This is a genomic window from Dietzia sp. oral taxon 368, from assembly GCF_002999155.1.
GTDB lineage: Bacteria > Actinomycetota > Actinomycetes > Mycobacteriales > Mycobacteriaceae > Dietzia > Dietzia cinnamea.
Map to the genome: position 1 here is coordinate 679,206 of NZ_CP027238.1, position 25,454 is coordinate 704,659.

A 25,454-nucleotide genomic window follows, 5' to 3' on the forward strand; every position below is an offset into this window, starting at 1 on the left:
ACCGAAAACAAAGGAGAGAGATGCGCCTCCGCACCCGCACCACCCGCCGCGTCGCGGCCGCCGGCCTCGCGCTGGTCACCGCGGCAGCTCTCACGGCCTGTTCGTCGGACGACTCCGGCACCGAGGCCGAGCAGTCGGGCGACACGTCGACCTCGGCGCCGGCCTCGCCGACGGTCGACGACTCGGCCCCGCAGGCGCCCGTCGAGGAGCTCGTGCTGGCCGAGGGCGAGGCCCCGGGGGGTGGCATCGTCCAGGTGCTCGACCGGCCGATGCTCCAAGAGGCCGTCGACAAGCTCGTCGCCGACCAGCAGCGCCAGCTCATGGACGACCCGGCCTGCGACAAGGTCTCGCGCCTCGAGACCGTCTCCAACCACGCCACCACGGACGGCGTGACCGCGGCGGTGCGCTACAAGCAGTCCGAGACGGACGAGACGGAGCACCGGTTCGGCATCGGCATGGTGAGCGGCCGGCTCGACGACTTCATGGACCGCTCCCTCTACGAGGCGTGCGACACCGCGCGCAGCACCTCGAACCCCGACGTCGAGCTCGTCATGTCGGTGCAGGACGCGCCGGAGATCGCGGGCGCCGAGGGCTTCCGCGTCACCAGCGACTTCATCACCACGCAGCCGGACGGCACGAAGACCCTGAGCCGGGCCATCGCGATCCACGGGTACGCCCGCGACACCACGGTGAGCGTGGAGTACGCGGCCCGCGGCGACGATCCCGCGGCCGACCCGGTCCTGCCGACCGCCGCCGGCGCCCTCGACGCGATCTACACGGCGCAGATGGAGAAGCTCGTCAACGCCGAGTGACCCCGCGGCCGGCGGGTCCGCGCCATCGAGAAGACCGTTTCGCACACGTCGCCCGAGTGGGTCCGTGCGGAACGGTCTTTTCGTCGGCCGGGGCCCGATCGTTCCGTCAGCTGTGGACGGGTTGGACCCCGCGCCGGGCACACGCCGGAAGGCACTCCGCCCCGCCGCCCGGCCGGACGAACCGGCGAGCAGCGGGGCGGAGCGACGGGCGGACCGTCAGAGGTTGATCATGTGGCCGGCGATGCCCTCGACGGCCTCCTTCATGGCCTCGGACAGCGTCGGGTGCGTGTGCACGTTGCGGGCGACGTCGGCGGCGGTGAGGTCCCACATCTGCGCGAGGGTCAGCTCGGGCAGGAGCTCGGAGACATCGGGACCGATGAGGTGGCCGCCGATCAGCTCTCCGTGGGTGGCGTCGGCGACGATCTTCACGAAGCCGACCGCATGGCCGAGGCCCTGCGCCTTGCCGTTGGCGGAGTACGGGAACTTGGCCACCTTGACGTCGTAGCCCTCGTCCCTCGCCTGGGCCTCGGTGAGCCCGAAGGACGCGACCTGCGGCTGGCAGAACGTGGCGCGCGGCATCATACGGTAGTCGCCCAGGGTCTGGGTCTCGGCGCCGGCCATGGTCTCGGCGGCCACGACGCCCTGCGCCTCGGCCACGTGGGCGAGCTGCAGCTTGCCGGTGACGTCGCCGATGGCGTAGATGCCGTCGACGTTGGTGCGCATGTGGTCGTCGATGTCGATCGCGCCGCGGTCGGTGAGCTCGACGCCGGCGTTCTCCAGGCCGAAGCCCTCGACGCGGGGACCGAAGCCGACGGCCATGAGGACCTTGTCCACGGTGACCGTCTGGGTCTCCCCGCCGTCCTTCTTCTCGATCTCCACGTCCACCGAGTCACCGTTGTCGGTGATCTTGGTGGTCTTGTGCCCGGTGAGGAGCTTGATGCCGAGCTTCTTGTAGTGCTTGGCGATCTCCTTGGAGACCTCCTCGTCCTCGTTCGGCAGCAGGCGGTCCATGAACTCGACGATCGTGACCTCGACGCCGTAGGCGTTCATCACGTACGCGAACTCCATGCCGATCGCGCCCGCGCCCACCACGACGATCGAGTCGGGCAGCTCGCGGGAGAGGATCTGCTCCTCGTAGCTGACCACGTTCTCGCTCAGCTCGATGCCCGGGAGGGTCTTGACCACGGAGCCGGTGGCGATGATGCAGTTGTCGAACGTGTACTCCGTGCCGTCGACCTCGATCGTCTTGGCGTCGGTGAACGTCCCGTAGCCGTTGATCTCGGTGATCTTGTTCTTCTTCATGAGGAAGTGGACGCCCTTGACGATGCCGTCCGAGACCTTGCGGCTGCGGTCGTAGGCGGCGCCGAAGTCGAAGGAGACGTCGCCGGAGATACCGAACAGCTTGCCGTCACGCTGAACCGTGTTGGCCAGCTCCGCATTACGCAGCAGTGCCTTTGAGGGGATACAACCCACGTTGAGGCACACACCGCCCCAGTACTTCTCCTCGACGACGGCCACCTTGAGGCCGAGCTGCGAGGCACGGATTGCGGCGACGTAGCCACCGGGGCCCGCGCCGAGGACGATCAGGTCGAAATGAGTGTCAGCCACGACACACAGACTATGCGCAACGCGTGTCGCAGGCACCCCGAGCCGCCCCCGATCGCACCCGAAATGCCCGACGCCGCCCCCTCCGGGTGGAAGGGGCGGCGTCGGGATGTCTGCGGGCACCGTCAGGACAGGTTGCCCAGGACCTGCCGGAGCGCGGTGGCGACCAGGTCGCCGACGGTCTCGGCGATCTGATCGGTGATGGTCTCGGTGGAGCTGCCGGTGCCTCCGCCGAGGGACTCCGTGACCGATCCGAGCTTGAGGGAACCCATTATGTGTCTCCGTTTATCGAGGGTGCATTCCCGGATCCCCGAGAATGGCCGGGTCAGACGACCCGAACGTGGGGATGATGCTACTGACGGCGCAGCCTCATAACAAGAGTCTGTGAAGATCTGGACCCCCATCCGACATGTCGGCTCGGTCACTCCGACACGACCACGGCATCATCGAGGTCATGACGGTTTCCCCGAGCTCAGATCCGTACCTCCACCTGGAGGACGTGGACGCGCCCCACGCCCTGGAGTGGGTGCGGATGCGCAGCGACCGGACGGTGGCCGATCTCGCGACCGGCGAGCACGCCGAGGCCTCCTACACCCGGGCGCTGGAGATCCTCGACGCCACGGACCGTATCGCCTGGCCCGTCCTGCGCGGCCCCCACGCCTACACGCTGTGGAAGGACGGCGACCACCGACGCGGACTGTGGCGCCGCGTGCCGTGGTCGGTCCTCGCAGAGGGCGCGCCAGGTGTCGACCACCCGGCGTGGGAGACGCTCGTCGACGTCGACGCGCTCGCCGACGAGGAAGGCGTCAACTGGGTGTACTCGGGGACGGTCGTCCGCCGGCCCGCCGACGACCGCGCACTGCTGCGGTTGTCCCGCGGCGGCGCGGACGCCGTCGAGATCCGCGAGTTCGACCTCCTCGCGCGACGCTTCGTCCCCGCCTCGGAGGACGGCTTCCGACTGAGCGAGGCCAAGTGCTCGGTGTCGTGGGTCGACCGCGACACCGTGCTCCTCGCCGCGCCGCTCGACCCGGAGGGATCCGACGCCACCGACTCGGGGTACGCGCGCGTCGTGCGACTGTGGCGGCGCGGTACCGATCCCGCGCAGGCGCCCGTGATCTTCGAGGGACGGACGGACGACGTGGCGGTGGGGGCCTCGCACGACCCGACGACGGGCCGGTTCCTCGCCAGCCGCGCACCGGACTTCCACACCTCGCAGGAGGTCTTCTGGACGCCCGGGACCGACCCCACCGCGACCGGGCCGCGCGCCGTGCCCGTGCCCGAGGACTGCGACGTCACCTCGTGCGGCGACTGGCTCCTCCTGAGGCCCCGGACCGATCTCGAGATCGCGGGCCGGACCCATCCCGGCGGGTCGGTGCTCGTGGTGCCGTGGTCCGTCGTGGACGCCGACCCCGAGCGCCTGCCCGAGCCGGTCGTCCTGTTCTCCCCCACCCCGTCCACGACCGTCGAGGACATCACCTGGGGCCGCGGCCGGATCCTGCTGACGGTCCTCGACGACACCGAGTCGCGGATCGAGGCCTACACCATCCCCGATTCCGTCGACGGCGACTGGACGCCGCGGCCGGTGGAGGGCCTGCCCGAGCACGTGTCGATCGACGTGCTGTCCTGCGACCGGCTGTCCGGGATGCGGGACGGCGAGCAGGAGGATTCCGGGCCGGCGGGAGGAGGGCGGTCCGACGGCGAGCGGCCGCACCCCGACGACGCCGTGCTCGCGGTCTCCGGGCCGGTCGTGCCACCGTCGCTGGTGCTCCTGCGCGCCGACGGCAGCACCACCACCCTCGGCGCGACCCCGCACCGGTTCGACACGGCCGGCATCGAGGTCACCCGCCACACCGCCGTGAGCGACGACGGCACCGAGGTCCCGTACACCGTCATGCGCGGGCCCGGCCCGGACGGCCCCCGACCAACCATCCTGTACGGCTACGGAGGCTTCGAGGTGTCGATGCGGCCCGCGTACGCGGCCCTGCGCGGCGCGCTGTGGCTCGAGGAGGGCGGAGTCTACGTCGTGGCGGGGATCCGCGGCGGCGGCGAGTACGGGCCGTCGTGGCACCGGGCCGCCCTGCGCGAGAAGCGGCCGCGCGCCTACGAGGACTTCGCGGCCGTGGCGCGCGCCCTCGTCGATACGGGGGTGACCACCCGCGACCAGCTGGGCGCGACCGGCGGATCCAACGGCGGGCTGCTCATGGGCGTCATGCTCACCCGCTACCCGGAACTCTTCGGAGCGCTGGCGATCGCTGTACCGCTGCTGGACATGAAGCGTTACCACCTACTGTTGGCCGGCGCGTCGTGGATGGCCGAGTACGGCGACCCGGACTCGTCCGACTGGGACGATTTCCTCGGCGCGTACTCCCCCTACCAGAACATCCGGCCCGCCTCGGAGGTCCGTTACCCGCCCGTGCTCATGACCACCTCGACACGGGATGACCGCGTGCACCCGGGCCACGCGCGGAAGATGACCGCCGCCCTGGAGGCCGCGGGTCACGAGGTCGCCTATTACGAGAACGTCGAGGGCGGCCACGCCGGCGCCGCCGACAACACGCAGGAGGCGCGGAAAGCGGTCCTCACGTACGAGTTCTTCAGGCGTCGACTACCTCGTCGTCGTCCCGCTCGGGCCTGACGACCTCCCGGTCCGTCCACGCGAGCACCCGGGCGACCACCTCGGCGGGTCGGCGCGCCCACGAGTTGTGCCCCAGCGCCTCGGGTTCGAGCTCGAGGGTCGTGCGCGCGGAGGGCAGCATGGCCAGGAGGTTGCGTGCGGCACTCGCGGGGGCGAGCGGGTCGTCGGCGATCACCACCGCCAGCGCCGGCACGGTGACGCGCGACAGGCCCGCCGGGTAGTCGAGATCGGCGCGGGCCGGCTGCATGACGCCCGCCGCGGCGAGCCGGGCCCAGTCCCGGATGCGGTCGGCGGGGATCCGTCCCTTCGCGCCGAAGAACTGTCCCGGCACGTGCCCGGAGAGCCAGCCCAGCGCCGGCAGGATCACCGAGCCCGCGCGCAGCTTGCGACCGACGGGCCCCGGGAAGCCGCGGTGGAACGGTGACTGGGCGGCGACCGCGACGAGCCCGGCGACGCGCGGGTCGTGGCGCGCGAGGTGGTACACACCGATCTGCGCGCCCATGCTGTGCCCCAGGAGGATCACGGGCCGCCGGCCGAGTCGCTGCTCCATCGCGTCGAGCGCGAGCGGGACGTCCTCGGCGGCGCTCTCGTGGTAGCCGGCCGGGGCGCTACGCCGACCGATGCGGTAGGTGCTCTCCCCCTGGCCGCGCAGCTCGGTGATCGCGACGTCGACGCCCTCGGCCGCCAGCGCGCGGGCGAGCGGGAGGTAGTAACGGGCGCCGACGGCGATGCCCGGCAGCACCAGGACCGACGGCCGGCGCTCGTCCCGCTGGTCGGTCTCCACGATCAGCAGCGGGCTGGTGCTGCCGTCCGGGTGGTGCAGTTCGACCCGGGCGGGGTCTTCGATCGTGGTCATGGGTACAGGATGCCGGACTACGCTCCGTTCGCCGCAGCCGGCCCGCGGCGGGGCCGCATACGAGAACGGACCCCGCCCACCTGATGTGAGGTGAGCGGGGTCCGTGGGCTCCGGGCGCGGGTGAGCCGCCGTGGCGCCGGTCGATCAGAGAGCGCCCCAGCGGGCACCCATGGCGTTCGCCATCATGGGCCAGGACTGCTTGAGGTCGTCCTCCCAGTAGCCCCACGAGTGCGTGCCGTTGGGCGCGAAGTCGAAGTGGGCGGGGATGCCGAGCTCGCCGAAGCGGCGGGCCAGATTGGCCGTGCAGTACTGGGTGGCCGCCTCGATGACACCGCCGACGATCGCCTGGTTGGCCAGCGCCGGGATGCTGTTGCGCAGGCGCCAGTTCTCGAGCGACTCGTGCGGTCCGGGCAGACCGTTTCCGGTGGAGATGAACATGGCGGGCAGCTGGCCGCGGTCCATCTGCTCCTTGAAGCGCCAGGCGCCCCAGACCGGGTCGTTGTCGAACCAGCTGTTGGTACCCGCGCGGGGCTCGCCCGGGAAGGGCCCCCACATGTTGTTGAGGTCGGCCCCGCCCCGCATGCCGGTGACGATGTTGATGAACTCGTGGCCGATCGGGGTGGAGGTCTCCGCACAGCCGGAGTAGGAGCCGATGGCGTCGAACCTGCCCGGGTACTTCTGGGCGATGGTCAGGACCGAGGTCGCGGTCATGGAGATCGCGGCGAGACCACGGCCGCGGGCGTCGCCGGTGTTCCCCCCGTAGCGACCCTCGAAGAGATCCGGCAGTTCTTTGGCGAGGTAGGTCTCGAACGCCATCGGACGGTCGGTGTCACGCGCGAAGCGGGTCTGGACATTGGGATCGTGCTTCTGCCAGTCCGTGTAGTACGAGAAGGCGCCGCCGATCGGGGTGACGGTCCAGGCGTCCTTGTCGGACATGAACTGCTTGACGTCGGACTGTGCCTGCCAGGTGGCTGAGTCCTCGCCGCCACCGGCACCGTTGACCAGGTAGAGGACCGGCGCGTGCGGGTTGCCGTCGCGCGGCCGCTGGACGATGTTCGGCACCTCGATGGCCATCTTGTCCGACCACACCGACACGATCAGTCGACCGTCCGGGAGCTCGGTCTCGGCGACCTTGTTAGTGGCCGTGGCCTTGGTGTACTGGATCGTGCCGCCCTGGGCCTGAGCCGTGCCGGTGGCGACGACGGGGACCATGGCCGCGGCCAGGGCCGCCGCAGTCACCTTCGTGCCGAGCCGGCGGCTCTTGACTGATCGCATAATTCCGACGCCTTTACGTTCTCGTAGTTCACCGGCCCCACGGAAGCGGGGCCGGACACCTCTTATCGCCGACGGCCTGGGCAGACCCTCAGGGGAGAGTAAACCCAATCCGTATCGGTCACACAAGCCCCACGGGTCACACACCGTGCAGGCGTGGGACTTCGGGGGCGAGTCACGCGTCCGCCCTCCACGACCCCCTGCGGATTCCCTGGCCGGAAGCCATGGAAACCTCACCAGACGCGGTGGCGGCTCACATGTTCCTTATCGACGGTACCGGCCACACCGTTACCTCGGGACCTCAACCCCGTGAACATGCCGCCGAGACCCTACGCCGAAACCCGGCCGCAGACACGAAAAGGGGCGCCGGGAAGCACTCCCGACGCCCCTTATCGAGACCGAAGGTCAGATCACTTCATGAAGCCGCCGGCGAGGGCCTCCTCGAAGTCACCGCCGGTGAAGTAGTCGAGGCCCGAGAAGAGGTCGCCGAAGGCGCCGAGGAAGTCGTTGACGAAGCCGAGGGTGTCGGACACGGCCGCGAGGGAACCGAGCTCCATGATTGTCTCCTTTGAGGATGGGCCCCGCTCCGCGCGGGACCTCGGTGAGATGCGGGCCGGACCGGCCCGGGGTCAGGTGGGAGGCATTGGGGTCCGGCCGCGTCCCGAGCCGGTGGGCCGCCCCGTCAGCGGCGGCCCGGGGTCATCACTCGCCGCCGGCGCTGATGGAGCCGATGGCACCGAGGAAGCCGTCGACGTTGTTGCCGCCGAGCGAGCCGGTGAAGAACTCCGCGGCACCGAGGATGTCGGTGATGCCACCGATGAGGTCGGCCAGTGCACCAAAGTCAGGCATGAAAGTCTCCCTTGTTGAGAAGTGAACCCCGGAATGCTGAGGCAGAAATTAGGGTAACGGGGCGCACCCCTATGTCAATTGTGATCTGCACCATGTGAAGTACCGCCACAGAGGGGCCCGTCACACCGAACCTAGCCCACCGTGACCCACATTACAATGACTTCCAAGCAACCCGCCTTCCCTCGATCGCCACCGTCGCCGCAGGTAGACCGACCCGGTTACAGGTCAGGGCACCCTTAGTTTCCCTAGCAGCTTCTCGGAGACACCCCCTTGCCGCCGGCCCGACCGGTTGACGAACGCGAACATCGCCCCACCCCCCAGGGAAATCCGCGCCTCACTCGGCCCCGGACAGACGGTTTCCAATAAGGAGAATTTCTCTCTGAGTTTCCCGGGAATTCACCGATCCGGCACGCCGGAGCACGCCCACCGCCGCCCGAGGCGTTCCGGCCCGGCCCCGGGAATGACCCCGTCTTCACGTGCGGCCCGCCTCGTCGTCGCCGCCCCCTCCCCACCACAAATGGGCCGTGGCCCGCACCGGGGGATCGGTGCGGACCACGGCCGCGACAGGCGTGGTGCCAGGGCTACCTCCAGAAAGCCCACTCCGTGGGGCTTCTGCGCCTGCCTCTGTTCCAGGCAGCTCCCTTAGAAGCCCATGCCGCCCATCTCGTCGCCACCCGGCATCGCCGGGGCGGCGGGCTCGGGCTTGTCGGCCACGACGGCCTCGGTGGTGAGGAACAGCGCGGCGATCGACGCGGCGTTCTGCAGCGCCGAGCGGGTCACCTTGACCGGGTCGTTGACGCCGGCCTCCAGGAGGTCCTGGTATTCGCCGGTGGCCGCGTTGAGGCCCTCGGAACCGGGGAGGTTGCGGACCTTCTCGGCCACGACGCCCGGCTCGAGGCCGGCGTTGAGGGCGATCTGCTTGAGCGGGGCGCTCAGGGCGAACTTGACGATGTTCGCGCCGGTGGCCTCCTCGCCCTCGAGGGACAGGCCCTCGATCGCGGCCTCGGACTTCACCAGGGCGACGCCACCGCCGGCGACGATGCCCTCCTCGACGGCCGCCTTGGCGTTACGCACGGCGTCCTCGATGCGGTGCTTGCGCTCCTTGAGCTCGACCTCGGTGGCCGCGCCCGCCTTGATGACGGCCACGCCGCCGGCGAGCTTCGCGAGGCGCTCCTGGAGCTTCTCGCGGTCGTAGTCCGAGTCGGAGTTCTCGATCTCGGCACGGATCTGGTTGACCCGGCCCTCGATCTGGCCCTGGTCGCCGGCGCCCTCGACGATGGTGGTCTCGTCCTTGGTCACGACGACCTTGCGGGCCTTACCGAGCATGGAGATGTCGGCGGTCTCGAGCGAGAGGCCGACCTCCTCGGAGATGACCTGGCCACCGGTGAGGATGGCGATGTCCTGCAGCATGGCCTTGCGGCGGTCGCCGAAGCCCGGGGCTTTGACGGCGACGGACTTGAAGGTGCCGCGGATCTTGTTGACGACCAGGGTCGACAGGGCCTCGCCCTCGACGTCCTCGGCGATGATCAGCAGCGACTTGTTCTCGCCGATGACCTTCTCCAGCAGCGGGAGCAGGTCCTTGACGGTGGAGACCTTGCCCGAGACGAGGAGGATGTACGGATCCTCCATGACCGCCTCCTGGCGCTCCGGGTCCGTCATGAAGTACTGCGAGATGTAGCCCTTGTCGAAGCGCATGCCCTCGGTGAGCTCGAGGTCCAGGCCGAAGGTCTGGGACTCCTCGACCGTGATCACGCCCTCCTTGCCGACCTTGTCCATGGCCTGGGCGATGAGCTCACCGATGGCCGGGTCGGCGGCGGAGATGCCGGCGGTCGCGGCGATCTGCTCCTTGGTCTCGATCTCCTTGGCGGAGTCGATGAGGTGCTTGGTGACGGCCTCGACGGCCTTCTCGATGCCGCGCTTGATGCCCATGGGGTTGGCACCGGCGGCGACGTTGCGCAGGCCCTCGCGCACGAGCGCCTGGGCGAGGACGGTGGCGGTGGTGGTTCCGTCGCCGGCGACGTCGTCGGTCTTCTTGGCGACCTCCTTGACCAGCTCGGCCCCGATCTTCTCGTACGGGTCCTCGAGCTCGATCTCCTTGGCGATGGAGACACCGTCGTTGGTGATGGTGGGGGCGCCCCACTTCTTCTCCAGCACGACGTTGCGACCCTTGGGGCCGAGGGTGACCTTGACGGCGTCGGCGAGCTGATTGAGCCCGCTCTCCAGGCCGCGCCGGGCCTCTTCGTCGAACGCGATCATCTTTGCCATGGGGTGAATCATCCTCCGGGTATGGGGTGACACGCGTGTGGTCAGCGTCGGTGCCCGCGACGGACGGTGCGGACCGTGTCGGATCCGCCCCTCACCTTGCGACCTCAGTTTCAGATCTTGCTGGCACTCAGGGTAACCGAGTGCCAATCGCTTTTCTAGCACTCGCCCCCGACGAGTGCAAAGGATCGATGTCCGGGTCCGCGACCGGCGAACGCCTGACACGAACGTCCCTCACCGACCCGGGCCCTGCCCTACCATCGAGACGCCGTCCCACCCGCCCGTGTCGAAAGGCCCGCCGAATGCCCACCGAACCCGCCGCCTTCGGCGCCATCGAGAGCTCCATCGAGATCGACGCCCCTCCGGCCCGGGTCTGGGAGGTCGTCTCCGAGGTCCGCAACGCCACGGAGTGGAGCAGCCAGGCGTGGAAGATCTTCTCGCCCGGCGGCCGCACCACCAAGGGCACGTGGGCGATCAACCTCAACAAGCGCGGCCCTATCGTCTGGCCCACCACGAGCCGGGTGGTGGAGTTCGAGCCCGGTCGCCGGTTCGCCAACCGCATCAACGAGAACACCACCGTGTGGGTGTTCGAGCTCGAGCCCACGCCGTCCGGTGGCACGCGACTGACCGAGCGCCGCGAGGTGCCGGACGGGCTCACCTTCATCTCCCGGTTCCTCACCGACAAGCTCTTCGGCGGACAGAAGTCGTTCACCGCCGAGATGGACCGCGGCGTGTCCACCTCGCTCCAGCGCATCAAGGCTCTCGCCGAGCGGGGCTGAGAGCGGAATGCCCCGCCCCGCCGCGGCGCTGCTCGCCGGCGCGCTCGTCGCGACGCTCACGGGGTGCACACTGTGGCCCGGCGGCGAGGACGAGCCGTACGAGCCCACCCGGGAGGAGCCCGGGCCCACTCTGGCCGCCGCGCCACCGCCGGCGGACTGGCAGGACGTGCGCAGCCCCACCGGCCTCGTGTACTCGGTTCCGCCGGACTGGGAGGTCGGTGACCCGTTCGGTGTCGACGAGGACGGCCACGACCCGGGGGCGGACTGGGGCTCGGGCTACGTCACCACCGCCAACGCCATCGCGGACAGGGACTACTGCGCGCTCGGGGGTCTGAGCTTCCGGACGCTGGTCGGCATCAGCGCGACGACGCTGCCGGGCGAGGCGCGCGATCAGGCCGAGTCGGCGTCGCGGGCGATGGCAGATTCCATCGACCGGCGCTTCACCGAGGCGGGAGCGGACGTCCCGGTTCCCGAGGCGCGCCGTATCGGGATCTCCGGGGTGCCCGCCTGGTATGTGTCACTGCGCGGTCAGGTGCGCCCGCCGCGCAACGCGTGCACGCCGCCGGTCATCCGCTTCGACACGATCGCGGTCTCCACCCGCACCCCGGACGGCGCGCCGGCGTCCACCGTCTTCGTGCTCATGTCCGACGAGGGCGAGCCCGGGGTTCAGCCGACGGAGACGATCGACGCCGTCGTGGCCTCGCTGCGCTACGACAACTCGGTGTAGACGCGCGGGACCGGTGAGGACTCAGGCCGCCGACGCGGGGCTGCTCGGTTCGGTCATGCGCGCAGCGGCGGGATCGACGTCCGCCGGCGCCTCCCCGGAGCCGGTGCCCGCCTCGAGGAACCGGGCCCAGTCCGCGCCGCACCGCGCCCACGCCCAGCCGGCGTCGGCCGCGGAGGCCGCCACGTCCACGGGGACCATGACGCGTCGGACAGGGACGTCCGGGCCGTCGACGGCCTCGACGACCAGCGCGCCGCCGGAACGCTCGTAGCGAAACCACCGCTCGTCGTCGACCTCCAGCTCCAGCCGGTCACCGTCGATCTCGAGATGGTCCACGAGCTGACCGAGAAGCTCGCGGGTGACCCACGGCAGCGTGCCCCGCGGCCGGCCGCGCACGGAGTGGTCGGCGATCCCCGCCCCGACCATGGTGGGGCGCCGGTTCACATCGATGTCGATGCGCTCGCGCGGATCCGCGGCGAGCCCGAGCTCGGGCGCGGTGACGCGGAGCTGGCGGGGCGCGGCCAGCCGCATGACCGCGTTGACCACGAGTGGGCGGGTGATGACCTCGGGACGGATGACGACGCCGACGCCCTCGATCTCGGGCCGTGCGCACAGCGCGCCGGTCTCGCCGATGGCCTCCGCCCCGGGGAAGCGCTCGGCGACCTCGTCGCGCAGGGCCTCGAGGTCGGCGCGGAGTCGCTGGGGGAGCTCGTCGACGTGCGCGAGCTCGCGGAATTCCTCTTCCGCCGGAGTGACGACGATCACAAAGCTGCTCATGACTCCGAAAATACTTCATTCCGCGTTCACTTGCTGTTCATCTTGCGCAGCCGTGTCGGACCCGGCCTCTATCCTGTTGCCCATGACCGACTCCTCCGCGTTCGCCGATCCCCACGCCGAGCTCGCGCCGCTGGCCGCCGCGGTGGGTGCGCAACTCGACCGCGCCCGCTCGGACCTGGCCGCGCTCGTCTCCGTGCCGTCGGTACACGGGGCCGAGCCGGAGGCCTGCGAGCGGGCGTGCGAGATGGTCCGCGATCTGCTCGCCGAGCTGCCGGTGCCGGGTCTGGGACCGGAGGCGGTGGAGGTGGTCGAGACGTCCGACGGGTCGCGGGCCGTGTTCGCCCACCGCCCGGCCGCGCCGGGTCGGCCCACCGTGCTGCTGTACAGCCATTACGACGTGCAGCCGACGGGCGACGAGGGGGCGTGGACCTCCTCGCCGTGGAAATTGACCGAGCGTGACGGCCGGTGGTACGGCCGCGGCGCGGCCGACTGTAAGGGCAACCTGGTCGTCCACCTCACCGCCCTGCGCGCCCTCGCCGCCGTGGGTGGATCAGAAGAGGACGACGACGACAAGGGCGGCTCGCCCGGGGCGGACCCGCTGGACGGCCTGGGGATCCGGATCGTCGTGGAGGGTTCCGAGGAGACCGGTGGCGGAGGGTTGGACGATCTCGTGGCCGATCGGCCGGACCTGGTGGCGGCGGACGCCATACTCATCGCCGATTCCGGGAACGTCTCGGTGGGCACCCCCACGCTGACGACCAGCCTCCGGGGGATCGCGAACGTCGTCGTCGCCGTCGACACCCTCGAGGCCGGGGTCCACTCCGGCCAGTTCGGCGGCGCGGCGCCCGACGCGCTGGCCGCACTGCTCTCGATTCTCGCTTCCATGCGCGACCCGCAGACCGGGGCGACCACCGTCGACGGACTCGACTTCTCGGGGCGGTGGGACGGACAGGCCTACCCCGAGGAGACGTTCCGCGCCGATGCCGGCGTCCTCGACGGCGTCGATGTCTCCACGGCCGCGCCGGTGGCCGACCTCGTGTGGGCCCGCCCCGCGGTGACGGTGCTGGGCATCGACTGCCCGCCGGTCGAGGGCTCGATCGCGGCCGTGCAGCCCCACGCCCGTGCCCTGATCAACCTGCGCGTCCCACCGGGGATGGACCCGGTCGAGGCGCAGGGGCTGCTCACCGCGCATATCGAGCGCCGCCGCCCCTGGAACGCCCGGGTGACGGTCGAGCCCGAGGCCGTCGGCCACCCGTTCCGCTCCGTGCCCGCGGGCGGGTCCGACCCGGTGCACGACCTGCTCTCGCGGTGCCTCGCGCAGGCCTACGGTGCCGAGGAGGTCGCGGAGGTCGGCTCGGGCGGGTCGATCCCGCTGTGCACGGCGCTGCAGCGCGCGCACCCGGACGCAAGCATCGCCCTGTTCGGCGTCGAGGACCCGGCGGCCGCAATCCACTCCCCCGACGAGAGCGTCGATCCCCGGGAGATCGAGCGCATCGCCCTCGCCGAAGCGGCGTTCCTCCAGCGCTACCGCTGACCGGGGGCGGGGAGCTGAACCGGCTGGACGCTGAACCCACCACGCGCATCTCGGTAACAGTGTGACGGAACAGTGCGATAGTGGATGCAGTGGCGGCTGTCCAGTCCCGGCTGCCCGGAGCAAGGAGCCGCCATGACCGTCCCCGCACCCGTCGCCGCCGTGCCGAGCACGCGGCGGACATCCGCCGCCCGCCGAGCGGGGCGCGCCCTGCTCGCCACCGCCACGGCCGCGGCCCTGAGCGTCGGCCTCGTCCCGGCATCGGCGCAGGCCCAGGGCCTGCCCGGCTCGATCAGCCCCGAGCAGATCGCCAACGACGCCCTCGGCACCATCTCGCCCGAGAGCCTCAGCCAACTCCTCTACTTCGGCAACCTCCCCGGCTCCTCGGGTTCGTCGATGATGAACATCGCCCACCGGCTCGGCTTCTCGCCCAACATGTTCGCCGGCCCGCCGCCGCCGTCGCCGCAGCCCAACCCGAACATCCGCGAGACGAAGTTCGTCGAGGTCCTGGAGAAGGACGGCCGTTACGAGCGCTGGCTCATCGACTCCGCGGACATGCAGCGCGGCATCACCGTCGAGGTCTACCGAGCACCGGGCGGCGGCGCCGGCGCGCCCTTCCTCTACCTCCTCGACGGCGTGGGCTCCGAGCTGCCCAGCGGCTTCATGCAGTGGGGCGCGGCCGAGCAGTTCGCCGATCAGAACGTCAACCTCATCATCCCCACGGGCGGCCAGGGCTCCATGTGGTCCGACTGGAACGCGCCCGACCCCGTGCTGGGCATCAGCAAGTGGGAGACGTTCATCACCCGCGACCTCCCGCGGATCGCCGAACCCCGCCTCAGCGCCAACACCAACCGCGCGATCGGCGGCATCTCGATGGGCGCCGGCGCGGCCGTGACCATCGCGACCCGGCACCCCGGCCTGTACAACGGCGTGTTCGGCGTCTCCGGCTGCTACTCCACCGACGCGCTCGGGCAGATCCTCACCCGCTACACGGTCGAGAGCCGCGGCGCGACGCTCACCAACATGTGGGGCGAGCCCGGCAACGAGCAGTGGGCCGCCCACGACGCCCTCCTGAACGCCGAGAACCTGCGCGGCAAGGCCATCTACCTCTCGTCCAGCACCGGCGTGGCCAACCCCGGTGACTGGGAGGCGTACAACAACGACGCGGCCAACTTCGTCGCCGGCATGGCGCTCGAACAGGCCACCGACCGGTGCACGTGGGACGCCGACCGCCGCCTGCGGCAGCTGGGGATCCCGGCGCGCATCGACCACCTCCCGACGGGCATGCACAACTGGTCCTACTACTCGCGCCAGATCCCCGTCGCGTGGAACGCCATCAAGCACAGCGTCGGCCTCTGACCGCCGGGCCGTGACGGCGCGCCGATAGGCTCGGCGGCGTGAACGCGCGCCCGGATCTGGACCTGACCCTGCGACTGTCCGCCTCCGCGGCCGACTCCCGCCGGGGCATCGTACGCGCGCACCCCGAGGTGATCCTCGCGCTGGGGATGCGGGAGTGGGACGCGATCGAGATCGTCGGCGCCCGGACCACGGGGGCGGTGGTGGCCGCCGCGAAGCCGGGTTCGCCGAGCGGGATCCTCGTGGTGGACGAAGTCGTGGCCGCCAACTGTGGTCTCGGCGAGGACGCACGCGTCACCGTGCGGGCCGCGCAGGTCACGGGTGCGCAGTCGATCGAGGTGCAGGGGCTCCCGCCGGCGGGGCGGGGGGTCGCCGAGCGGGTGCTGCGGTCGGCGCTGCTGGGCAAGGTGGTGCGCGTCGGCGATTCGGTGACGCTGCTGCCCCGCGACCTCGGGCCACAGTTCCCCACCGGGGACACCACCCGCACCCTACGCAACACGATGGGCGCGCAGTGGAGCACGGAGCTGCTCACCGTGACCGCGACCGTTCCCGACGGCATCGTGTCCGTGCAGCCCACCACCGCGGTGGTGACGGGCGCGGCGACGGCGACCGCGCCGCGCACAGCAGCGGCGGCCGGAACGACGGCGGCGGTGACGACGACGAGTTCCCTCTTCCCCGCCGGTCCCGCCGCAGGCGGCGTCCACGCGTCGGGGTCGTCCGGCACCGCGGCCGCCGGGCGGACCGCGGGCGCCGGGAGCGCGGATGGGGCCGACGGTTCGGCGATCTCGGCCGTCGCGCGCGAGGATCTCGTGGGCGTGGGTGACCAGGCCGAGGTGCTGGAGCAGTGGCTCTCGCTCGCGCTGGACCGGTCGGAACTGCTGCGGACGCTGGGCGCGTCGCCGCACCTCGGGGTGCTGGTGGCGGGGCCGCCGGGGGTCGGCAAGGCGACGCTCGTGCGGTCGGTCGCGGGCGACCGGCGTCTCGAGGTGATCGACGGGCCGTCGGTCGGCTCCCTCGACCCGGCGTCACGGTTGGAGGCGGTGCGGGCGGCCGCCGAGCGCACGCGTGAACACGGCGGGATCCTGTTGGTGACCGACGTCGACGCGCTGCTGCCGGCCGAGTCCGAGCCGGTCTCCACCCTGGTCCTGGACCGGTTGAGGTCGGTGGTCGCGGCCCCGGGTGCGGCGCTGGTCGCGACGTGCGTCCGGCCGGAGGACGCCGACCCCCGACTGCGCGATCCCGACGTGTGCGACCGCGTCCTGGACCTACCGCTGCCCGACGCCGCCGACCGCGCCGCCCTGCTGGCCGTCATGCTGCGGGACGTGCCCGCCGCGGACCTCGACCTGTCCGCCGTCGCCGATCGCACGCCCGGCTACGTGGCGGGCGACATGCGGGCGCTGACCCGCGAGGCGGCACTGCGCGCAGCCGCCCGCGCCACCGGCGGCACCGACGGCGGCACCGACGGCGGCACCGACGGCACGGGAGCCGCGGACGACGCCCTCTCCGGCGCCCGCCTCGAGCAGGAGGACCTCCTCGGCGCCATCAGCGTGATCCGGCCGCTCTCCCGCTCGGGGACGGAGGAGCTGAGCCTGGGCTCGATCACGCTCGACGACGTCGGTGACATGGAGGAGGTGCGCCAGGCGCTCACCGAGACGGTGCTGTGGCCGCTGCAGCACCGCGAGTCCTTCGAGCGCCTGGGCGTGCAGCCACCGCGGGGTGTCCTGCTGTACGGCCCGCCCGGCTGCGGCAAGACGTTCGTGGTCCGTGCACTCGCGGCGAGTGGGCGACTGACCGTGCACATGGTCAAGGGCGCCGAGCTCATGGACAAGTGGGTCGGGTCGTCGGAGAAGGCTGTCCGCGACCTGTTCCGCAAGGCCCGCGACTCGGCGCCGTCCCTGGTGTTCCTCGACGAGATCGACGCCCTCGCCCCACGTCGCGGCCAGACCGGCGACTCCGGGGTGGGCGACCGCGTCGTTGCCGCGCTGCTCACCGAGCTCGACGGCGCCGAACCGCTGGGCGACGTCGTCATCCTCGGCGCCACCAACCGGCCCGAGCTCATCGATCCCGCGTTGCTCCGCCCCGGGCGGCTCGAGCGACTGGTGTTCGTCCCGCCGCCGGACGCGGAGGCCCGCGCCGACATCCTGCGCGCCGCCGGCCGTGACGTCCCGCTGGCCGACGACGTCGACCTGGACGAGCTCGCCGCCGACCTCGACGGCTACTCCGCCGCCGACTGCGCGGCCCTGCTGCGTGAATCGGCGTTGACCGCGATGCGCCGGGACATCGACGCGGCCGAGGTCACCGCCGACGACGTGGCCCGCGCGCGCCTCGCCGTGCGGCCGTCGCTCGACCCCGACCAGGTCGAGAACCTGCGGCTCTACGCGGAGCGACGCGCCGACTGAGCCGGCCCGGGAGCTCGAGGCGTCGACCACACGGGCTTGCCGGGTCCGCGGACGGCAGCCTATGGTGGGGATCATGCGGAAGAATCTCGTAGTAACCGGACGTAACGGGGCCTGACAGACCGGCACCCCCGTTGCGTGGTTGCTCTTTCTCCGTCGGTCATCGTCACCGACGTCGAGAAGCGAGAACACCATGAACGCCGCCACGCACCACCTCCCCACCGGCATCAACGGCCGCACCCCCCACGGCAGCATCGCCCGCGACACCGACTCCCGCGGTGCCACCGCCACTCCCTGCCCCTTCGCCGAACGCTTCGGGCGGCGCATGCCCCGCGGATTCGCCGAGGAGGCGGCCGGGATGGACTGGCGGGCCCTCGTCGACACCTACGCCCCCTCGTCCGACCACTTCCACCTGGCCGATTTCTCGCGGCGCCCGCTCGGTCGTGGGATCACCGCCTACGAGGCGATCCTGGCCACCCGCACCGCCGACGACGCGCCCGGAGACTTCCGCGCTCACCGTCTCACCACCGAGTCCTGTGGCGACCTCACGGCGATGTCGGAGATGCTGAGCCGGGTCGGCGCGCCCGCCGAGATCGAGCGGTTCCACCAGTACGAGGGGCGCGGGTTCGACGAGGCGACGTCGTCGTGGTGCACCATCCTGCGAGCGACGAGCGGCAGGCGCGAGACGTGGGCACTCGGCTTCGGCCAGACCGCGGCGGAGGCGTCCATCTCCGCGCTGCTCAGCGCAGCGACCCGTCTTCACCTGCGGTGAAAGCGGCTCGAAACGCTGTTCTGTAAAGTAAGCGCAGTAACCACGCCCCGGTCGACACCGGTCGCCCGCCCCCTCCCGGCGGGTCCATCCGCATGTCGTCGTCCGATCGACGCAAGGGAAGGAGCCGCCGGTGATCGTGATCCTCGCGGCCCATGCCGTGGCCGCCCTGATCGCGCTCCCACTGGTGCTGAGGCTCGGACGCCGCGCTTTCCCGCTGCTGGCGCTCGTCCCCGCCGGCGGCGCGGTATGGGTGGCCGCCAATCTCGACCGTGTGCCCACGGAGACCCTCCAGTGGGCGCCCGGCATCCACCTGACGCTGGACCTGCGGATGGACGCGCTGTCCGCACTGATGTCCCTCATCGCACTGGGCGTCGGCGCGCTCGTCCTGTTCTACTGCACCTGGTACTTCGACGACACCGAGCCCCGCCTGCACCTGTTCGCGGCCGAGATGGTCGCGTTCGCCGGAGTCATGTTCGGCCTGGTCGTGGCCGACAACATGGTGCTGCTCTACACCTTCTGGGAGATCACCTCCGTCCTGAGCTTCCTGCTCGTCGGCCACTACGCGGAGCGGGCGACATCCCGCCGCGCCGCCACACAAGCCCTGCTCGTCACCACACTCGGCGGCCTGGCGATGCTGGTCGGCATGATCATCCTGGCCCAGGAGGCCGGGACCTACCTGCTCAGCGAGATCGTCGCCTCTCCGCCGTCCGGCTCTCTCGTCCACTGGGCTCTCGGCCTGGTGATCGTCGGCGCGACGAGTAAATCCGCCATCGCCCCCCTGCATTTCTGGCTCCCCGGAGCCATGTCCGCACCCACGCCGGTGAGCGCCTACCTGCACTCCGCGGCGATGGTCAAGGCCGGGGTCTTCCTCGTCGCCGCCTTCAGCCCGGGCCTGTCCGGATCGTCGACGTGGCAGCTGCCGCTCATCGTTCTCGGCCTGGTGTCCCTGCTCATGGCCGGCTGGCGCGCCCTGCGGGAAACCGACCTCAAGCTGGTGCTCGCCTTCGGAACCGTGTCCCAGCTGGGGTTCCTGCTGGTCCTGGTCGGCATCGGATCGCGCGACACGATGCTCGCCGGACTCACGATGCTGCTGGCGCACTCGCTGTTCAAGTCCGCGCTGTTCATGGCCGTCGGCGTCATCGACAAGACCACCGGCACCCGGGAGATCCGCGAACTGTCCGGTCTGGGCCGCAAGAGTCCCGCTCTCGCCGTCTTCTTCACCCTCGCCGCCGCGTCGATGGCCGGTCTCCCGCCCTTCCTCGGATTCGTCGGTAAGGAATCCGCGTTCGCCACCACGCTGACCGAGGAGCGGCTCCACGGCATGCCGGCGCTCGTCGTCACCGCCGGGCTGGTCGTCGGCTCGGTCCTCACCTTCTCCTACACCGCCCGCCTCGTCATGGGCGCGTTCCGCTCCAAGCCGTTCTTCCCGGACGGGATCAGCCCCGCGGTCGCCGAGTCGAAGCCGGTCACCCCGCTCTTCCTCTCCGTGCCCGCGCTCCTCTCCGTCGCCGGCCTCGTGCTCGGTGTGTGGTCGGCGCCCGTCGAGGCACTGCTCACCCGGTTCGTCGACGTCGCGTTCCCGCCGGGCAGCCCGTGGGCGGGCGAGGAGGCCTACCACCTCGGGCTGTGGCACGGGTTCGGTGTCCCGCTCGCGCTCACCGCGGTCGTATACGTCCTCGGCACCATGCTCTACGTCGCGCAGCGGACCGTGGAGCGGATGCAGTTCGAGTCGCCCGCCCTGGGTAACGCGGACCGCATCTACGACGCCGTCCTGCGCTTCTTCGACATCTTGTCGCTGCGCCTGACCGCCAGCATCCAGCGCGGCTCCCTCCCGCTGACCCTGGGCATCATCCTGTTCACGCTCGTGGTGTTCCCCTTCGTGTCCCTGCTGGTCGGCACCCGCGAGGGCCTGCGGATGGAACTGTCCGCCAATCCGGTCGTGCTGTTCGTCATGATCCCCATGACCGTCGCCGCGGTCGCCGCCACCGTCCTGCGCAACCGCCTCGCCGCGGTCGTCAGCATGTCCGTGACCGGCTACGGCGTCGCCGTGATCTTCGCCTTCCACGGTGCTCCCGACCTCGCGCTCACCCAGGTGCTGGTCGAGACGCTGATGATGGTCACGTTCGTGCTGGTCCTGCGCACGATGCCCGCCGAGGTGCCCCTGTCCGACGGCTTCCGCCGCCTGCGCGCCTGGCTCGGCATCGGCGTGGGACTCCTCGTCGTCATCGTCGGCGCGTACGCCATCAACGCCCGCCAGGACCCAGCCGTGTCCACGGTCTTCCCGGACATCGCCTACCGGATCGGCAACGGCGCCAACGCCGTCAACGTCACCCTCGTCGACATCCGCGCCTGGGACACCCTCGGCGAGATCACCGTGCTGCTGGTCGCCGCGACCGGTGTGGCCAGCCTCGTCTTCCGCAATCGTCGCTACGGCTCCGGGCCACGCATCGCTGACGCCGACAAGACCCGCTCCGGACGGCGCGGGATGGAGGCGGCCCGGATCGTCATCGAGGCACCGGGGGCTTCGCCCGGCCGGTGGCTGGTCGGCGCGACCGTGCGCGACCCCCGCGCCCGCTCGCTCGTCCTCGAGGTCACCACCCGTCTCATCTTCCCCACGATGATGATCCTGAGCCTGTTCTTCTTCTTCGCCGGCCACAACAACCCCGGCGGCGGTTTCGCCGGGGGGCTGGTCGCGGGTCTCGCGCTCGTTCTGCGCTACCTCGCGGGTGGCCGTTACGAACTCGGCGAGGCCGTCCCGATCGATGCCGGACGGATCCTCGGCGCCGGCCTCCTGCTGGCCGCCGGTACCGCCGCCGCCTCGATGGCCCTCGGTGCGCCGCCGCTGTCCAGCGCCACCTTCGAGTGGACGCTGCCCGTGTTCGGTGAGGTCAAGCTCGTCACCGCGCTGTTCTTCGACGCGGGCGTGTACCTCATCGTCGTCGGCCTGGTCCTCGACATCCTCCGCAGCCTGGGAGCGCGGCTCGACCTCGACGCCGAGGACCTCGAGGAGCTCAGGGCCGTCTACGTCGACGCCACCGACTCGCCCTCCACCGCCGCCCTGCGCCGCGTCCCCGGCGTCGACAGCGAAGCTCCACGGTCCGACCTGGCCGCGCGCCGCGCCGCGCGTCTCGAGGCCGCCGAGAACCAGGGCACCACACCCCAGGGGATGCCATGACCGCCGACTTCGCACTCCTACTCATGGCCGGTGTCCTCAGCGCCACCGGTGTCTACCTGCTTCTCGAGCGCGCGATCATCAAGATCCTGCTCGGCATCATGATCCTGTCCAACGGCGTCAACCTGCTCATCCTCGCGGCCGGTGGAGCCCCGGGGAACCCGCCCATCCGCGGCCGGTCATGGGGCGACAACACCGTCGACTCGGATCCGTTGTCCCAGGCGATGATCCTCACCGCGATCGTCATCACCGCCGGCGTGGGTGCGTTCATCCTGGCCCTGGCCTACCGCTCCTATCAGTTCACCACTGTGGACGAGGTCGCGGACGACGCCGAGGACACCAAGATCGCCCAACGCTCCCCCACCGACGCCTGGTCCGCTCCGGACCGCGACGCCTCGGACGACCAGACCACGGGCCAGCCCACCGAACTCGGCGACCACGTGGATTACGACGACGAGGACCTCGAGGAAGCCGAGGCCGAAGCCGAAGCCCGGGCGGAGGCCCGCGCAGAGGCCAGGGCGAAAGCCGAGGCCGAGGCGCGGGAGGTCGACAGACGAGAGCGGCGGTACAAGAAGGCCGGTAAGGAGGAGGAACTGTGATCTCTCCCGACCTCTTCGGGTACCTCATCCCCTCCGTCGTCCTCCTGCCGCTGCTCGCGGCCGCGCTGTGCCTGGTGGTCTCCCGCCGGCCGCGGGTCCAGAACATCATCACCATCACGACCCTGTCCGCTCTGCTCGTCATCTCCGGGCTCCTGCTGGTGCTCACGGACTCGCACGGCATGCACACGGTGCAGGTGGGCGGGTGGGACGCCCCGGTCGGCATCACCCTGGTCGCCGACCGGCTCAGCGCCCTGATGCTGTGTGTGGCCGCCATCGTGCTGCTGACGGTCATCATCTATGCCGTCGGGCAGGGTGTCCGCGACGGCGACGGCGACCAGCCCACCTCGATCTTCCTGCCCACCTACCTCGCGCTGGCGGCGGGACTCAACGCCGCCTTCATCGCGGGCGACCTGTTCAACCTGTTCGTCGGGTTCGAGATGCTCCTGGCCGCGTCCTACGTCCTGCTCACGCTCGGGGCCAGCCAGGAACGCGTCCGCGCGGGGGTGTCGTACACCGTCGTGTCGATGGTCTCGTCCATGGTCTTCCTGCTGGGGATCGCGCTGACGTACTCGGCCGTCGGCACGCTCAACCTGGCTCAGCTGGCCACGCGGATGGCGGAGGTGCCGGAAGGCCTGCGCAACACGATCTTCGCAGTGTTCCTCGTGGCGTTCGGTATCAAGGCCGCGGTCTTCCCGCTCTCCACCTGGCTGCCCGACTCCTACCCGACCGCTCCCGCCCCGGTCACCGCCGTGTTCGCCGGCCTGCTCACTAAAGTCGGCGTGTACGCGATCATCCGCTTCCACACCCTCGTGTTCCCCGGGGGCGGGATGGACGGGGTACTGCTCGTCGCCGGTCTTCTCACGATGGTCGTGGGCATCCTCGGCGCGATCGCCCAGTCCGACATCAAGCGAATACTGTCGTTCACGCTGGTGAGTCACATCGGCTACATGATCTTCGGCATCGCGCTGTCCAGCGAAGCCGGGCTCAGCGCGGCGATCTACTACGTCGGGCACCACATCATCGTCCAGACGACCCTCTTCCTCGTGGTCGGTCTGATCGAACGCCAGGCGGGGTCGTCGTCCCTGCGTCGGCTCGGATCCCTCGGCGTCGCCAGTCCCGTCCTCGCGGTCACGTTCCTCGTCCCCGCGCTCAACCTCGGAGGCATCCCCCCGTTCTCCGGGTTCATCGGCAAGCTCGCGGTCGTCCAGGCCGGCGCGGAGAAGGGCGGAGCCCTGCTGTGGGTGCTCATCGCGGGCGCCATGGTCACCAGCCTGCTGACGCTCTACGTGGTCGCGCGCGTGTGGTCCAAGGCCTTCTGGCGGCCGCGGGCCGACGCCCCGGAGGGTGCCCTCGCGCTGGCCCGGCCGCTGTCCCTCCTCCCCTCCGACGAGTACGTCGAGTTCGACGAGCGCGAGGAGGTCGGCAAGATGCCCTGGAGCATGCTCGCCCCGACGTGGGCGCTCATCGTGGTCTCGCTGCTCATGACGATCTTCGCCGGACCGCTGCTCCGGGTGGCAGACGGCGCCGCCGCCACCCTGCGCGAGCGCGCCGAGTACCTCTACACGGTCCCCACCGACACCTCACCCGACCGGTACGTCGACTCCGTGACGGGGGTGCGCTGACATGGGACGCAAGCCTTCTCCCGACCTGCGGGTGCTCGGCGCCCGCGTCTTCATGACGTTGTGGCTCACCTTCGCCTGGGTACTGCTGTGGGGCAGCTTCGACATCGGCACCGTCGTCTCCGGACTGCTCGTGGCGATCCTGGTGATGGTGGTCCTGCCCCTGCCGCGGGTGCCGGTCGAGGGTCTGCTCCGGCCGCTGTCCACGGTCTGGCTCGTGCTGGTCGTGGCGTTCTACCTGATCCGGTCGTCGCTGATCGTCTCCTGGCAGTCGATCCGGCCGAAGGCGCCACCCCGGTCCGCGGTGCTGCGCGCGCCGATGCGACTGAAGTCAGACTTCAACCTCGCCCTGGCGGTGAACACCCTCAACCTGCTGCCCGGCGGCATCGTGGTCCGAGTCGACCCGGTGGCCCGCTACGTCTACGTGCACGTCCTGGACGCCGGTACCGACGAGGCCGTGGAGCGGTTCCGCCGCCAGACCGCGCACGTGGAGAAGCTCTACCTCCGCGCCTTCGAGCGAGACGAGGACTGGAGGCCGAGCCCCGGGCACTACTCGGCCCCCGCCGACAGGGCCCCGAGCGCCGCGAGCACCGTGGCGCCCGCGGAGCCGGTGGATCCCGCCGGCGACACGGACCCGGCAGATCCCGACGCCGACCGGGCCGCCGGCCCCGACAACCCCGCAGGCCCCGACGGCGACGAGAAGAAGCCGTTCGATCCCACGACGGAAGAGGAGGGACCCTGGTGAGCGTCGCACTCGTCCTCTGGATCCTGGCGATCATCGCGCTGACTGCCGCGCTGTTCGTGACGATGATCCGTCTGGTCGGCGGACCCAACACCCTCGACCGGCTCATCTCCCTCGACATGATGGTCGCCGTCGCTCAAGGGGGCATCGCCGTCTACATCGCGTGGACGAAGGACACCACCCCCGCAGCGGCGCTCGTCGCGCTGGCACTGGTCGCGTTCCTGGGTTCGGTGTCCGTGGCCCGGTTCCGCGTCAGCGACAACATCGGCACCCCCGAGGAGGCCATTTCATGAGCGACGACCTCATCGAGATCATCGCCGCGCTGTTCGTTCTCGCCGGCGCGCTACTGACCTTGTGCAGCGCGATCGGCCTCGTGCGGTTCCGCGACACCCTCAGCCGAATGCACCCGGCGGCCAAACCTCAGGTGCTCGGGCTGGTCCTCGTCCTCATCGGCGCGGGGATCCGGGTTTTCCCGGACATCGACCTCGGCATGCTCGTCCTCACCGCGATCGTGGCCGTGTGCGCCGCACCCGTGATCGCCAACCGGGTGGGCAATCTCGCCTACCGCGAGAGTGTGGAGGACGGGACGATCACCCACGAGGCGCCCGTGCTGGAGAAGTACACCGGCCCCCGTCTCGACGGCCGCGGACCCCTCTGAGCCGCACCGCGGGCCGCAGAGCCGGGGCTTGAGCGCCG

At 70.8% G+C, this 25,454-nt stretch carries 22 protein-coding genes; 14 read left to right on the forward strand and 8 right to left on the reverse strand.

The window, feature by feature from the left end; translation table 11 throughout:
- Positions 1-20: 20 nt before the first annotated feature.
- A complete protein-coding gene (locus tag C3V38_RS03325) occupies positions 21-812 on the forward strand; it encodes a hypothetical protein (RefSeq protein ID WP_070721855.1) in 792 nt (263 codons plus the stop codon).
- Positions 813-1,028: 216 nt separating this feature from the next.
- Here the strand turns inward: C3V38_RS03325 and lpdA are convergent, their stop codons facing one another.
- Both lpdA and C3V38_RS17520 read right to left on the reverse strand, forming a co-directional pair.
- A complete protein-coding gene (gene lpdA / locus C3V38_RS03330) occupies positions 1,029-2,420 on the reverse strand; it encodes a dihydrolipoyl dehydrogenase (RefSeq protein WP_061227954.1) in 1,392 nt (463 codons plus the stop codon).
- Positions 2,421-2,542: 122 nt separating this feature from the next.
- Positions 2,543-2,689: a hypothetical protein gene (locus C3V38_RS17520; RefSeq protein ID WP_165001061.1), complete on the reverse strand. Its 147-nt coding sequence runs from the start codon at positions 2,687-2,689 to the stop codon at positions 2,543-2,545.
- A 182-nt stretch (positions 2,690-2,871) separates the two neighbouring features.
- Between C3V38_RS17520 and C3V38_RS03335 the strand changes: the two genes are divergently transcribed.
- Complete coding sequence (locus C3V38_RS03335) at positions 2,872-5,052, forward strand: prolyl oligopeptidase family protein (RefSeq protein WP_106386349.1); 2,181 nt, start codon at positions 2,872-2,874, stop codon at positions 5,050-5,052.
- Here C3V38_RS03335 and C3V38_RS03340 read toward each other — a convergent pair.
- The 5 genes from C3V38_RS03340 to groL all read right to left on the reverse strand — a co-directional run bounded on the left by C3V38_RS03340 (position 5,012) and on the right by groL (position 10,294).
- The gene (locus C3V38_RS03340) at positions 5,012-5,908 is read right to left on the reverse strand and encodes an alpha/beta fold hydrolase (protein ID WP_061227953.1); all 897 of its coding nucleotides are present in this window, start codon (positions 5,906-5,908) and stop codon (positions 5,012-5,014) included. The genes C3V38_RS03335 and C3V38_RS03340 overlap by 41 nt on opposite strands.
- A 144-nt stretch (positions 5,909-6,052) precedes the next feature.
- Positions 6,053-7,183, reverse strand: coding sequence for an alpha/beta hydrolase family protein (locus C3V38_RS03345; RefSeq protein ID WP_070722406.1), 1,131 nt, complete (start codon positions 7,181-7,183; stop codon positions 6,053-6,055).
- A gap of 407 nt (positions 7,184-7,590) precedes the next feature.
- Positions 7,591-7,737, reverse strand: a complete 147-nt coding sequence (locus C3V38_RS17525; protein ID WP_165001062.1) for a hypothetical protein — start codon at positions 7,735-7,737, stop codon at positions 7,591-7,593.
- Positions 7,738-7,882: 145 nt separating this feature from the next.
- Positions 7,883-8,029, reverse strand: coding sequence for a hypothetical protein (locus C3V38_RS17530; RefSeq protein WP_165001063.1), 147 nt, complete (start codon positions 8,027-8,029; stop codon positions 7,883-7,885).
- Between the two features lie 642 nt (positions 8,030-8,671).
- Positions 8,672-10,294 carry a chaperonin GroEL gene (gene groL / locus C3V38_RS03350; RefSeq protein ID WP_106385087.1) on the reverse strand — a complete coding sequence of 541 codons (1,623 nt, stop codon included), beginning with the start codon at positions 10,292-10,294 and terminating at the stop codon, positions 8,672-8,674.
- Between the two features lie 299 nt (positions 10,295-10,593).
- Here groL and C3V38_RS03355 point away from each other — a divergent pair, with 299 nt between their 5' ends.
- The gene (locus C3V38_RS03355; RefSeq protein ID WP_070722408.1) at positions 10,594-11,070 is read left to right on the forward strand and encodes an SRPBCC family protein; all 477 of its coding nucleotides are present in this window, start codon (positions 10,594-10,596) and stop codon (positions 11,068-11,070) included.
- Positions 11,071-11,077: 7 nt separating this feature from the next.
- Entirely contained in the window at positions 11,078-11,797 is a 720-nt protein-coding gene (locus C3V38_RS03360; RefSeq protein ID WP_070722410.1) for a hypothetical protein, read from the forward strand.
- Positions 11,798-11,818: 21 nt separating this feature from the next.
- Here C3V38_RS03360 and C3V38_RS03365 read toward each other — a convergent pair whose 3' ends face one another.
- Positions 11,819-12,571 (reverse strand): hypothetical protein, encoded by a 753-nt coding sequence (locus C3V38_RS03365; RefSeq protein WP_244881634.1) that lies wholly within the window; start codon positions 12,569-12,571, stop codon positions 11,819-11,821.
- 82 nt (positions 12,572-12,653) lie between these two features.
- On the opposite strand from C3V38_RS03365, the gene C3V38_RS03370 reads away from it, so the two are divergent.
- From C3V38_RS03370 to C3V38_RS03415, 10 genes are all read left to right on the forward strand, one after another.
- Positions 12,654-14,105 carry a M20/M25/M40 family metallo-hydrolase gene (locus C3V38_RS03370; RefSeq protein WP_070722414.1) on the forward strand — a complete coding sequence of 484 codons (1,452 nt, stop codon included), beginning with the start codon at positions 12,654-12,656 and terminating at the stop codon, positions 14,103-14,105.
- Positions 14,106-14,237: 132 nt separating this feature from the next.
- Complete coding sequence (locus tag C3V38_RS03375) at positions 14,238-15,461, forward strand: alpha/beta hydrolase family protein (RefSeq protein WP_061227946.1); 1,224 nt, start codon at positions 14,238-14,240, stop codon at positions 15,459-15,461.
- A 38-nt stretch (positions 15,462-15,499) separates the two neighbouring features.
- The gene (locus tag C3V38_RS03380) at positions 15,500-17,857 is read left to right on the forward strand and encodes an AAA family ATPase (RefSeq protein WP_061227945.1); all 2,358 of its coding nucleotides are present in this window, start codon (positions 15,500-15,502) and stop codon (positions 17,855-17,857) included.
- A gap of 190 nt (positions 17,858-18,047) precedes the next feature.
- Complete coding sequence (locus C3V38_RS03385) at positions 18,048-18,626, forward strand: hypothetical protein (protein ID WP_061227944.1); 579 nt, start codon at positions 18,048-18,050, stop codon at positions 18,624-18,626.
- 130 nt (positions 18,627-18,756) lie between these two features.
- The gene (locus C3V38_RS03390) at positions 18,757-21,801 is read left to right on the forward strand and encodes a Na+/H+ antiporter subunit A (RefSeq protein ID WP_070721042.1); all 3,045 of its coding nucleotides are present in this window, start codon (positions 18,757-18,759) and stop codon (positions 21,799-21,801) included.
- Positions 21,798-22,397: a Na(+)/H(+) antiporter subunit C gene (locus C3V38_RS03395; RefSeq protein WP_061227942.1), complete on the forward strand. Its 600-nt coding sequence runs from the start codon at positions 21,798-21,800 to the stop codon at positions 22,395-22,397. The genes C3V38_RS03390 and C3V38_RS03395 overlap by 4 nt, the downstream gene beginning before the upstream one ends.
- On the forward strand, positions 22,394-24,019 hold the full coding sequence (locus C3V38_RS03400) for a Na+/H+ antiporter subunit D (protein WP_061227941.1): 1,626 nt from the start codon (positions 22,394-22,396) through the stop codon (positions 24,017-24,019). The genes C3V38_RS03395 and C3V38_RS03400 overlap by 4 nt, the downstream gene beginning before the upstream one ends.
- 1 nt (position 24,020) lies before the next feature.
- Positions 24,021-24,761 carry a Na+/H+ antiporter subunit E gene (locus tag C3V38_RS03405; protein WP_061227940.1) on the forward strand — a complete coding sequence of 247 codons (741 nt, stop codon included), beginning with the start codon at positions 24,021-24,023 and terminating at the stop codon, positions 24,759-24,761.
- Positions 24,758-25,051: a monovalent cation/H+ antiporter complex subunit F gene (locus C3V38_RS03410; RefSeq protein ID WP_061227939.1), complete on the forward strand. Its 294-nt coding sequence runs from the start codon at positions 24,758-24,760 to the stop codon at positions 25,049-25,051. The genes C3V38_RS03405 and C3V38_RS03410 overlap by 4 nt, the downstream gene beginning before the upstream one ends.
- Positions 25,048-25,416, forward strand: coding sequence for a monovalent cation/H(+) antiporter subunit G (locus C3V38_RS03415; protein WP_061227938.1), 369 nt, complete (start codon positions 25,048-25,050; stop codon positions 25,414-25,416). Before C3V38_RS03410 ends, C3V38_RS03415 begins: the two co-directional genes overlap by 4 nt.
- Positions 25,417-25,454 lie beyond the last annotated feature (38 nt).

What these genes read in the sequence shown, in the direction of transcription:
- groL (WP_106385087.1), bottom strand. Translation starts at nt 10,294, where the DNA reads ATGGCAAAGATGATCGCGTTCGACGAAGAGGCCCGGCGCGGCCTGGAG.
- C3V38_RS03335 (WP_106386349.1), top strand. Translation starts at nt 2,872, where the DNA reads ATGACGGTTTCCCCGAGCTCAGATCCGTACCTCCACCTGGAGGACGTG.
- C3V38_RS17520 (WP_165001061.1), bottom strand. Translation starts at nt 2,689, where the DNA reads ATGGGTTCCCTCAAGCTCGGATCGGTCACGGAGTCCCTCGGCGGAGGC.
- C3V38_RS03415 (WP_061227938.1), top strand. Translation starts at nt 25,048, where the DNA reads ATGAGCGACGACCTCATCGAGATCATCGCCGCGCTGTTCGTTCTCGCC.
- C3V38_RS03370 (WP_070722414.1), top strand. Translation starts at nt 12,654, where the DNA reads ATGACCGACTCCTCCGCGTTCGCCGATCCCCACGCCGAGCTCGCGCCG.
- C3V38_RS03340 (WP_061227953.1), bottom strand. Translation starts at nt 5,908, where the DNA reads ATGACCACGATCGAAGACCCCGCCCGGGTCGAACTGCACCACCCGGAC.
- C3V38_RS17525 (WP_165001062.1), bottom strand. Translation starts at nt 7,737, where the DNA reads ATGGAGCTCGGTTCCCTCGCGGCCGTGTCCGACACCCTCGGCTTCGTC.
- C3V38_RS03405 (WP_061227940.1), top strand. Translation starts at nt 24,021, where the DNA reads ATGGGACGCAAGCCTTCTCCCGACCTGCGGGTGCTCGGCGCCCGCGTC.
- C3V38_RS03355 (WP_070722408.1), top strand. Translation starts at nt 10,594, where the DNA reads ATGCCCACCGAACCCGCCGCCTTCGGCGCCATCGAGAGCTCCATCGAG.
- C3V38_RS03345 (WP_070722406.1), bottom strand. Translation starts at nt 7,183, where the DNA reads ATGCGATCAGTCAAGAGCCGCCGGCTCGGCACGAAGGTGACTGCGGCG.
- C3V38_RS03395 (WP_061227942.1), top strand. Translation starts at nt 21,798, where the DNA reads ATGACCGCCGACTTCGCACTCCTACTCATGGCCGGTGTCCTCAGCGCC.
- C3V38_RS03360 (WP_070722410.1), top strand. Translation starts at nt 11,078, where the DNA reads ATGCCCCGCCCCGCCGCGGCGCTGCTCGCCGGCGCGCTCGTCGCGACG.
- C3V38_RS03385 (WP_061227944.1), top strand. Translation starts at nt 18,048, where the DNA reads ATGAACGCCGCCACGCACCACCTCCCCACCGGCATCAACGGCCGCACC.
- C3V38_RS03325 (WP_070721855.1), top strand. Translation starts at nt 21, where the DNA reads ATGCGCCTCCGCACCCGCACCACCCGCCGCGTCGCGGCCGCCGGCCTC.
- C3V38_RS17530 (WP_165001063.1), bottom strand. Translation starts at nt 8,029, where the DNA reads ATGCCTGACTTTGGTGCACTGGCCGACCTCATCGGTGGCATCACCGAC.
- C3V38_RS03375 (WP_061227946.1), top strand. Translation starts at nt 14,238, where the DNA reads ATGACCGTCCCCGCACCCGTCGCCGCCGTGCCGAGCACGCGGCGGACA.
- C3V38_RS03365 (WP_244881634.1), bottom strand. Translation starts at nt 12,571, where the DNA reads ATGAGCAGCTTTGTGATCGTCGTCACTCCGGCGGAAGAGGAATTCCGC.